The organism is Brevundimonas sp. UBA5866 (assembly GCF_002432125.1).
In the GTDB taxonomy this organism is placed as follows: Bacteria; Pseudomonadota; Alphaproteobacteria; order Caulobacterales; family Caulobacteraceae; genus Brevundimonas.
This window is the reverse complement of record NZ_DJFS01000082.1, coordinates 1-8,863: the sequence shown is the minus strand read 5'-3', so window position 1 is coordinate 8,863 and position 8,863 is coordinate 1. Positions and strand designations below refer to the sequence as shown.

The following is an 8,863-nucleotide window of genomic DNA, read 5'->3' as shown; positions in this document are numbered from 1 at the left end:
CGCTGGCCACGATCAGGCCGAACGGTGCGCCCAGCTGGGGCACCATAGCGTACCAGCCCTTTTTGTTCGCCGGCGCCGACACGGCCAGCAGCGAGGCCAGGCCATCCCATGTACCGCCCAGGGCCACGCCCTGACCCAGTCGCAGAACGATCAGCATCACAGCGGCCCAGTGGCCGGCCGTCTCATAGCTGGGCAGGAAGCCCAGGCAGACGGTCGAAATGCCCAGCAGGAACAGGGCGATGGTCAGTTTGGTGCCGCGACCGAACTTGCGGTCCACAGCAATAAACAGCGAGGAGCCGATCGGGCGGGCGAGGAAAGCCAGCGCGAAAACGGCAAACGAAAGAAGAGTTCCGCCCAGCGGACCCGCGTACGGGAAGATCAACTGCGGGAAGACAACGACCGAGGCGATGGCATAGACGAAGAAGTCGAAAAACTCCGACGTACGGCCAATAATTACGCCAACAGCAATTTCACCCGCGTCGATTTTGCCATGTCGCGCGTTGATCTGGCTGGCGTCCCGTTCAAGGGACTCGGAAGAAGGCGCGCCTGAAGCGTTCATGACAGATGCCGTTCTCTGCGACCGGGCGTCAATGCGCCCATATTGATAGAATGAATGAGCCGCTCCTTTGCTCCGCGCAGCCTGCGCGCGGGATAGGACGGATTGTCCAATGTCCGATGTTTGTCCTTGGGTCTACGGGGCCGTGGCAATGACCGAAACCTTGCCCGCAACCCCCGCCAATCCGGTCCGCCGCGCGCTGAGATCGCGTCTGCTGCGGCCGCTCGCCCTTGCGCCATTAATGGCCGCCCTGTCGGGCTGCGAGGCGATCGTCCTGGCTCCGGCCGGTGATATCGCCATGCAGCAACGCGACCTTCTGGTGGTGTCGGTGCTTCTGATGCTCATCGTCATCGTGCCTGTCATGGCGCTGACGGTGTATTTCGCCTGGAAGTACCGCGCCTCGAACAAGAAGGTCGAGAAGGACTATTCTCCCGACTGGGACCACTCGACCCATCTCGAGCTGGTGATCTGGGCCGTTCCGCTGCTGATCATCATCTGCCTGGGTGCCGTGACTTGGGCCGGTACCCACCTGCTCGACCCGTATCGCCCGCTGGACCGTATCGATAAGGCGCAGGCGATCACCGCCGACCATGAAGTCCTTCAGGTCGAGGTCGTGGCTCTCGACTGGAAATGGCTGTTCATCTATCCGCAATACGGCATTGCGACCGTTAACGAGCTGGCCGCGCCGGTGGATCGTCCGATCCGCTTCCACATCACCGCTTCGGGCGTGATGAACAGCTTCTACATTCCGGCTCTGGCCGGCCAGATCTACGCCATGCCGGGCATGGAGACCAAGCTGCATGCCGTGATCAACCGTCCGGGCAGCTACACCGGTTTCTCGGCCAACTATTCGGGCGACGGTTTCTCGAACATGCGCTTTGCCTTCCACGGTATGGAAGAGGGCGACTTCGACCAGTGGGTGGCCAAGGTCCGCGCCGGCGGTCAGGGTCTTGACCGCGATTCCTACCTCGAGCTGGAACGCCCCAGCGAGAAGGTGCCGGTGACCTATTACGGCGGTGTTGACGATCACCTGTTCAACGCCATCGTCAACATGTGCGTCCAGCCCGGCAAGATGTGCATGGGCGAGATGATGGACATCGACCGCAAGGGCGGTCTGGGTCTTGATGCCGTCAAGAACACCCTGCCGCTGGTTTACGACAAATACCGTCGTCGCGGTCAGGCTGTGTTCGGCGATGGCGAAAGCTATGTGATGCAGGTCTGCACCCCGCTCGAGGCCGAACGCGCCGCTGTCGAGGCCAATATGCGCCGCGCACAGACTGCCCAGGCCCTGCAACAAGCCGATCCGTTCAACCGCCTGACCGGTGCTGCGCTCGCAGTTCCGGGCTCCAAGCCGGCCCCGATTGAAACCTCGGCTATCAAGGCCGAGCGGGTTGGCGTCCAAACCCTTCCTGTCGAGACGGCGTCCGCGCCTGTCTCGCAATCCTGAGTGCCGTCATGGCTGCTGAAGAAACAACAAGCTTCTCGCCCCTGCTAGGGCGACTGAACTGGGACGCCATCCCTTCCGACCCGATCGTCCACGTCACCTTTGCCGTGGTTGTTCTTGGCGGTCTGGGTGTGCTGGCGCTCCTGACCAAATACAAGCTGTGGGGCTATCTCTGGAAAGAGTGGTTCACCACGGTCGACCACAAGAAGATCGGGATCATGTACATGATCCTGGGTCTGGTCATGTTCCTGCGCGGCTTTGCCGATGCGGTCATGATGCGTATCCAGCAAGCGATCGCCTTCGGGGGTTCCGAGGGCTATCTGAACGCGCACCACTATGACCAGATCTTCACCGCCCACGGCGTGATCATGATCTTCTTCGTGGCCATGCCGATGATCACGGGCCTGATGAACTATCTGGTCCCGCTGCAGATCGGTGCGCGCGACGTGTCGTTCCCCTTCCTGAACAACTTCTCGTTCTGGATGACGACGGCGGGTGCCATCATGGTCATGGCCTCGCTGTTCGTGGGCGAGTTCGCACGTACCGGCTGGCTGGCCTATCCGCCGCTGTCGGGCATTGCCTACAGCCCGGGCGTGGGGGTCGATTACTATATCTGGGCGCTTCAGGTCGCGGGGGTGGGCACAACCCTGTCCGGCATCAACCTGATCGCGACCATCATCAAGATGCGCGCTCCGGGCATGGGCATGATGAAGATGCCGGTGTTCACCTGGACCTCCCTGTGCGCCAACATCCTGATCGTGGCTTCCTTCCCGATCCTGACCGCCACCCTGGTCCTGCTGTCGCTTGACCGTTACGTCGGCACCAACTTCTTCACGAACGACTTCGGCGGCAACCCGATGATGTACGTGAACCTGATCTGGATCTGGGGTCACCCCGAGGTCTACATCCTGATCCTGCCGCTGTTCGGCGTGTTCTCGGAAGTCGCCTCGACCTTCTCGGGCAAGCGCCTGTTCGGTTACACATCGATGGTCTACGCGACCGTCTGCATCACCATCCTGTCGTATCTGGTGTGGCTGCACCACTTCTTCACGATGGGCTCGGGTGCGTCGGTGAACTCGTTCTTCGGCATCACCACCATGATCATCTCGATCCCGACCGGGGCGAAGATCTTCAACTGGCTCTTCACCATGTACCGCGGCCGCATCCGTTTCGAGCTGCCGATGATGTGGCTGGTGGCCTTCATGCTGACCTTCGTCATCGGTGGCATGACCGGCGTGATGCTGGCCGTTCCGCCGGCTGACTTCGTGCTGCACAACTCGCTGTTCCTGATCGCCCACTTCCACAACGTCATCATCGGCGGTGTGCTGTTCGGCCTGTTCGCCGCTATCAACTACTGGTGGCCGAAAGCCTTCGGCTATAAGCTGGACAAGAAGTGGGGCCTCGTCAGCTTCTGGTGCTGGGTGGTCGGCTTCTGGGTCGCCTTCACCCCGCTCTATGTGCTGGGCTTCATGGGCGTGACCCGTCGCATGCGCGTCTTTGACGATCCGGCCTACCAGATCTGGTTCATCATCGCCGCCGTGGGTGTTGCGATCATCGCCTGCGGTATCCTGGCCATGCTGATCCAGTTCGCCGTGTCGATCATCAACCGCGACAAGCTGCGCGATGAATCGGGCGATCCGTGGGATGGCCGTACGCTGGAATGGGCGACCTCGTCGCCGCCGCCGGCCTACAACTTTGCCAAGACCCCGATCATCCATGACTCGGACAGCTGGGCCGATATGAAGTCGCGCGGCTACGTCCGTCCGACCAAGGGTTTCGAAGCCATTCACATGCCTTCGAACACCGGCACGGGTGTGATCCTGTCGGCGCTTAGCATGATCTGTGGCCTGGCCCTGATCTGGTACATCTGGTGGCTGGCTGCGGCGTCGTTCCTCGCGATCATCGTCGTGGCTATCGCCCATACGTTCAACTACCGCCGCGACTACTACATCCCGGTGGAAGAGGTTGTGGCGACCGAGGATGCTCGGACCAACGCCCTGGCCCAACTGCAGGTAAAGGGGTGATCCGATGAGCGCTGCACAAGCTCCCATCAATCCCGACTACGTCGATGAAAAGGGTGCCCCGCTGTGGCACCCTGAAACCGAGCCGCACCATCCGGAAGGCTCCAGCACCATGCTGGGCTTCTGGATGTATCTGATGAGCGACTGCCTCATCTTTGCGATCCTGTTTGCGGTCTATGCCGTGCTGGGTGGCAACTATGCGGCGGGTCCGTCGCCCAAAGACCTGTTCGACCTGAACCTGATCGCGGTGAACACGGCCATGCTGCTGTTCTCGTCGATTACCTACGGCTTCGCCATGCTGGCGATGATGAAGGGCAAGGTCGGCCAGACCCTGACCTGGCTGGCCGTCACCGGCCTGTTCGGCCTGGCCTTCCTGGGTATCGAGCTCTACGAGTTCCAGCACCTGATCCACCTGGGCGCGACCCCGCAACGCAGCGGCTTCCTGTCGGCCTTCTTCATCCTTGTCGGCACCCACGGCCTGCACGTGACCTTTGGCATCATCTGGCTGGTGACGCTGATGGTGCAGGTGAAAATGAAGGGCCTGATCCCGGCCAACAAACGTCGCCTGATGTGCCTGTCGATGTTCTGGCACTTCCTTGACGTGATCTGGATCGGCGTCTTCACCTTTGTCTATCTGATGGGGTCCCTGTGATGAGCGCACACGACACGCACCAAGCCCACCACGACGACCATCACGACGAGGTCGAGTACCACGGCTCGTACCGTGACTACTTCATCGGCTTCGTCGCCTCGGTTGTCCTGACGGCCATCCCGTTCGCACTGGTCATGATGGGGCTGCTGCCCAAACAGGCGACCGCCATCATCATCGTGGCTTTCGCCGCCGTGCAGATGGTGGTTCATATGATCTACTTCCTGCACATGCATCCGAAGTCGGAAGGTGGCTGGAACATGCTGGCCTTCATCTTCACCCTGATCGTTGTGGTGATTGCGGTCGCCGGTTCGATCTGGGTCATGTGGCATCTGAACGCGAACATGATGCCGGTCCACACCATGCCGAGCTTTGGTTGAGGCATGAGATGACTGACGGACAAAATCCTCCGTCCGTGCGTTTTGAAGGCGGTCACCCCACGGGTGGCCGCCTTTGGCGCATATTGGTGGTGACGCTATTCCTGATCCTGTTCGCGGGGTTCATGGCGCTGGGCATCTGGCAGGTACAGCGTCTGGGCTGGAAACTGGCCCTGATCGAGCGGGTCGAGACACGGGTACATGCCGCCCCCGTCGAGGCACCGGCACCGGATGTCACCATTACCCGCGACGACCACGAGTACCTTCGTGTGAAGGCCTCGGGCCGCTTCCGCTATGACGCACAGGTTGCGGTCAAGGCCGTGACCGAACTGGGCGGCGGCTGGTGGGTCCTGACGCCTTTGGAAACGCGCTCCGGCTTTACCGTTCTGGTCAATCGCGGGTTCGTGCCACAGGACATGAAGGCCGACCTTCCGGAGGGTCCGCAGGACGGCGAGGTCGTCGGCCTGTTGCGCCTGAGTGAGCCCAAGGGCGGTTTCCTGCGTGAAAACGATGCGAACCTCGACAACTGGTTCTCGCGCGATGTCGACGCCATCGCAGCCGCCAAGGGCCTGAAAGCGGCGCCCTATTTCATCGATGCACAGACCATCGAGGGGGCTGACCCTGCGGCCTTTCCGCGTGCGGGTATGACGGTGATCAAGTTCGCCAACAGCCACCTAGTCTATGCCCTGACCTGGTTCGGCTTGGCAGCGGGCTCTCTGGTGGGCATGGTCCTCTTCCTGCGAGAGCGCCGCCGCAAGGAGATGGCAAGGCATTGAAAATCGGGTCCCTGTTTGACCTCCTGACCGGACAGACCGACGGAGCCCCGCTTCCGCCGGGCGCGGCAGGGCGGCGCAACATGTTGCTGCTGATCCAGTTGCGCTGGTTCGCCGTGGTGGGGCAGGCCCTGACCATTGCTGTTGTCCACTGGGGCTATGGCATCCCGCTGCCACTGGGATGGCTGTTGCTGGCCCCAACGGTTCTGGTGGTTCTGAACCTTGTCAGCCTTCCGTTGGTTCGCCGGCGGCTGGCGATTACGGACGGCGAGATTTTCACCGCCCTGTGCATCGACGCAGGGGCCCTGACGTGGCTGCTCTATTTCAGCGGCGGGGCCAGCAATCCCTTCTCGGCCCTGTTCGTGATGCAGATCGTGCTGGCGGCGGTGCTGCTGCGCCGTCGCTATGTGTGGATTTTCGTATTGGGCACCAGTGCCATCATGGCGGCACTGGCCCTGATGCACAGGCCGCTGCTCCTGCCTGAAGGGGCGGACGAACGGCTGGGCCTGCTGATGCAGGGCGCGATCATCAACTTCATGCTGATCGCGGTACTGCTGGCTGCTTTTGTCAGCCGCACCATCCGCAACGTCCGCGCCCGCGACGCCTGGATGGCCGAGAGCCGCCAGCAAGCGGCCGAGCATGAACACATCGTCCGTATGGGGCTGTTGGCATCGGGCGCGGCGCACGAACTGGGCACGCCCCTGGCGTCCATCAGTGTGCTGTTGGGCGACTGGCGGCACATCGCGGCCATCAAGGATGATCCAGAGCTTTTGGCCGATGTCGAGCAGATGCAGTCCGAGGTGGATCGCTGCAAATCGATTGTCACCAATATTCTGATGGCTGCCGGTGCCGCACGCGGACAATCGCCGCGGGTGATGCGCCTGTCGTCCTTCCTTGGCGAAGTGGTGCAGGAGTGGCACGAGCGCGGCAGCACGGCGTTGAAGGTCGAGCAGATCGGCCCCAGTCCGCATGACCCGTTCATCATCGCCGACGAAGCCCTGCGTCAGGTTCTAAGCGCCCTGATTGACAACGCCGCCGAGGCCGAGGCCGGATCGCTGGTCCTCAATGCCGTTGCGGATGGCGAGCAGATCATTCTGACCTTCCTGGATGACGGTCCGGGAATCCCGCAGCAGATCCTTTCGCGTCTGGGCCAGCCCTATCAGAGCACCAAGGGCAGGGCGGGAGCGGGGCTGGGCCTGTTCCTTCTGGTCAACACCATGCGTACCCTGGGGGGCGAAGTTGTCGCCTCGAACCGTCGCGAGGGCGGTGCTAGTGTGCAGCTCCGCTTGCCGACCGAGGCATTGGCCCCGAAATGAGCACCATGACCGATGATGCCCGCAGCCTGCTGATCGTCGAGGACGACGAGTCGTTCGCACGCACCCTGCGCCGTTCGTTCGAGCGGCGTGGCTATCAGGTGCTGTCGGCCCGCAGCCCAGAGGACATGCGGCTGGTGCTGGCCAACCAGCGCCCGCAGTATGCCGTGGTGGATCTTAAACTGGGCACGTCCTCGGGCCTGACCTGCGTGCAGGAACTGCATGCCTTCGATCCGGAGATGGTGATCGTCGTCCTGACGGGGTTCGCCAGCATCGCCACGGCGGTCGAGGCCATCAAGCTGGGCGCGCGTCACTATCTGGCCAAGCCCGCCGGTACCGATGAAATCGAGGCGGCCTTCTCTAAGGAAAGCGGCGATGCCTCGGCCCCGCTGACCGCCCGCCCCACCTCGATCAAGACGCTGGAGTGGGAGCGCATCCACGAAACCCTCGTGGAAACCGACTTCAACATCTCCGAGGCCGCCCGCCGCCTCGGCATGCACCGCCGCACGCTGGCCCGCAAACTGGAAAAACGCCGCGTCACCTGAGCGAACGCCACTCGCATACCCGCGTTGACACGGCGGGTAATCCATCCCACACATCAGGTCTCACCAGGGGTGTCCCGACAAGGGGCTGAGATACTGCTACGCCATCCGGCAGCGCAGGGACCCTATGAACCTGATCCAGTTCACACTGGCGTAGGGACGGTGCGGGTGCCATTTGGCGCGACTGGTCCGGCTGGTTTCCGGCGATGGTTGCGCCCCGATACGCCCATTCCCCCTTCCGTCCGTGTCTGGGTCTCCAATGCTTGCGAGCAAGGAGCCTGACATGACTTCTACCCCTGACCTTACCGTCACCACGGGATCGCTTCCCGCATCGACCAAGATTTTCAGATCGGGCGTACTGCACCCCGATATCCGCGTGCCATTGCGTGAGATCGCGCTGCACCCCAGCGCCAACGAGCCGCCCGTCACCGTCTATGATTCCAGCGGCCCCTATACCGATCCGGCCAAGACGATCCGCATCGAACAGGGCCTGGAGCGGTTGCGTGAAAGCTGGATCTCCGCACGGGGCGATACCGAGATCTATGAGGGCCGGACCATCCAGCCCGCAGACAACGGATTCGTCTCACCCGAAAGGATGACACCGGAGTTTCCGGTGCGAAACGCGCCGCGCCGCGCCACGGCGGGCAGGGCGGTGACGCAGTTGGCCTATGCCCGCGCCGGTATCATCACACCCGAGATGGAGTTTGTCGCCATCCGCGAAAACCTCGGTCGCCAGCAGATGCGCGAGCAGATGGTGCGGGATGGTGAAAGCTTCGGTGCCGCCATTCCCGATTTCGTCACGCCCGAGTTCGTGCGCGACGAGATCGCCCGTGGCCGCGCCATTATTCCGGCCAACATCAACCACCCCGAACTGGAGCCGATGGCGATTGGCCGAAACTTCCTGGTGAAGATCAACGCCAATATCGGCAACTCGGCGGTCACCTCATCGATGGCCGAGGAGGTGGACAAGATGGTCTGGGCCATCCGCTGGGGCGCGGACACGGTGATGGACCTGTCCACGGGCCGCAACATCCACAACATCCGCGAATGGATCATCCGCAACGCCCCTGTGCCGATCGGTACGGTGCCGCTCTATCAAGCGCTGGAAAAGGTGAACGGCATTGCCGAGGACCTGACGTGGGAGGTGTTCCGCGACACGCTGATTGAGCAGGCCGAGCAGGGCGTGGA

9 protein-coding genes and 1 riboswitch are annotated in these 8,863 nt (G+C 62.3%); of the genes, 8 read left to right on the top strand and 1 reads right to left on the bottom strand.

Features of this window, described 5'->3' with window-relative positions:
- A partial coding sequence (locus B3H86_RS11060; RefSeq protein ID WP_292053879.1) for an MFS transporter occupies positions 1-559 on the bottom strand: 559 nt, incomplete at its 3' end.
- A gap of 148 nt (positions 560-707) precedes the next feature.
- On the opposite strand from B3H86_RS11060, the gene cyoA reads away from it, so the two are divergent.
- The 8 genes from cyoA to B3H86_RS11020 form a co-directional block, all read left to right on the top strand.
- Positions 708-2,003 carry a ubiquinol oxidase subunit II gene (gene cyoA, locus B3H86_RS11055; protein WP_292053877.1) on the top strand — a complete coding sequence of 432 codons (1,296 nt, stop codon included), beginning with the start codon at positions 708-710 and terminating at the stop codon, positions 2,001-2,003.
- 8 nt (positions 2,004-2,011) lie between these two features.
- A complete protein-coding gene (cyoB, locus tag B3H86_RS11050; protein ID WP_292053875.1) occupies positions 2,012-4,024 on the top strand; it encodes a cytochrome o ubiquinol oxidase subunit I in 2,013 nt (670 codons plus the stop codon).
- A gap of 4 nt (positions 4,025-4,028) precedes the next feature.
- Positions 4,029-4,673, top strand: coding sequence for a cytochrome o ubiquinol oxidase subunit III (gene cyoC / locus B3H86_RS11045; RefSeq protein ID WP_292053874.1), 645 nt, complete (start codon positions 4,029-4,031; stop codon positions 4,671-4,673).
- Complete coding sequence (gene cyoD / locus B3H86_RS11040) at positions 4,673-5,050, top strand: cytochrome o ubiquinol oxidase subunit IV (protein ID WP_292053873.1); 378 nt, start codon at positions 4,673-4,675, stop codon at positions 5,048-5,050. Before cyoC ends, cyoD begins: the two co-directional genes overlap by 1 nt.
- 8 nt (positions 5,051-5,058) lie before the next feature.
- A complete protein-coding gene (locus tag B3H86_RS11035; RefSeq protein WP_292053872.1) occupies positions 5,059-5,823 on the top strand; it encodes an SURF1 family protein in 765 nt (254 codons plus the stop codon).
- Positions 5,820-7,136 carry an ATP-binding protein gene (locus B3H86_RS11030; RefSeq protein WP_292053871.1) on the top strand — a complete coding sequence of 439 codons (1,317 nt, stop codon included), beginning with the start codon at positions 5,820-5,822 and terminating at the stop codon, positions 7,134-7,136. The genes B3H86_RS11035 and B3H86_RS11030 overlap by 4 nt, the downstream gene beginning before the upstream one ends.
- A gap of 5 nt (positions 7,137-7,141) precedes the next feature.
- A complete protein-coding gene (locus tag B3H86_RS11025; protein ID WP_292053881.1) occupies positions 7,142-7,678 on the top strand; it encodes a response regulator transcription factor in 537 nt (178 codons plus the stop codon).
- Between the two features lie 55 nt (positions 7,679-7,733).
- A riboswitch (TPP riboswitch) is annotated at positions 7,734-7,853 on the top strand.
- A gap of 105 nt (positions 7,854-7,958) precedes the next feature.
- The coding region (locus tag B3H86_RS11020; protein WP_292053869.1) for a phosphomethylpyrimidine synthase ThiC at positions 7,959-8,863 on the top strand (905 nt) is incomplete at its 3' end.

What these genes read in the sequence shown, in the direction of transcription:
- cyoA (WP_292053877.1), top strand. Translation starts at nt 708, where the DNA reads ATGACCGAAACCTTGCCCGCAACCCCCGCCAATCCGGTCCGCCGCGCG.
- cyoB (WP_292053875.1), top strand. Translation starts at nt 2,012, where the DNA reads ATGGCTGCTGAAGAAACAACAAGCTTCTCGCCCCTGCTAGGGCGACTG.
- cyoC (WP_292053874.1), top strand. Translation starts at nt 4,029, where the DNA reads ATGAGCGCTGCACAAGCTCCCATCAATCCCGACTACGTCGATGAAAAG.
- cyoD (WP_292053873.1), top strand. Translation starts at nt 4,673, where the DNA reads ATGAGCGCACACGACACGCACCAAGCCCACCACGACGACCATCACGAC.
- B3H86_RS11035 (WP_292053872.1), top strand. Translation starts at nt 5,059, where the DNA reads ATGACTGACGGACAAAATCCTCCGTCCGTGCGTTTTGAAGGCGGTCAC.
- B3H86_RS11025 (WP_292053881.1), top strand. Translation starts at nt 7,142, where the DNA reads ATGACCGATGATGCCCGCAGCCTGCTGATCGTCGAGGACGACGAGTCG.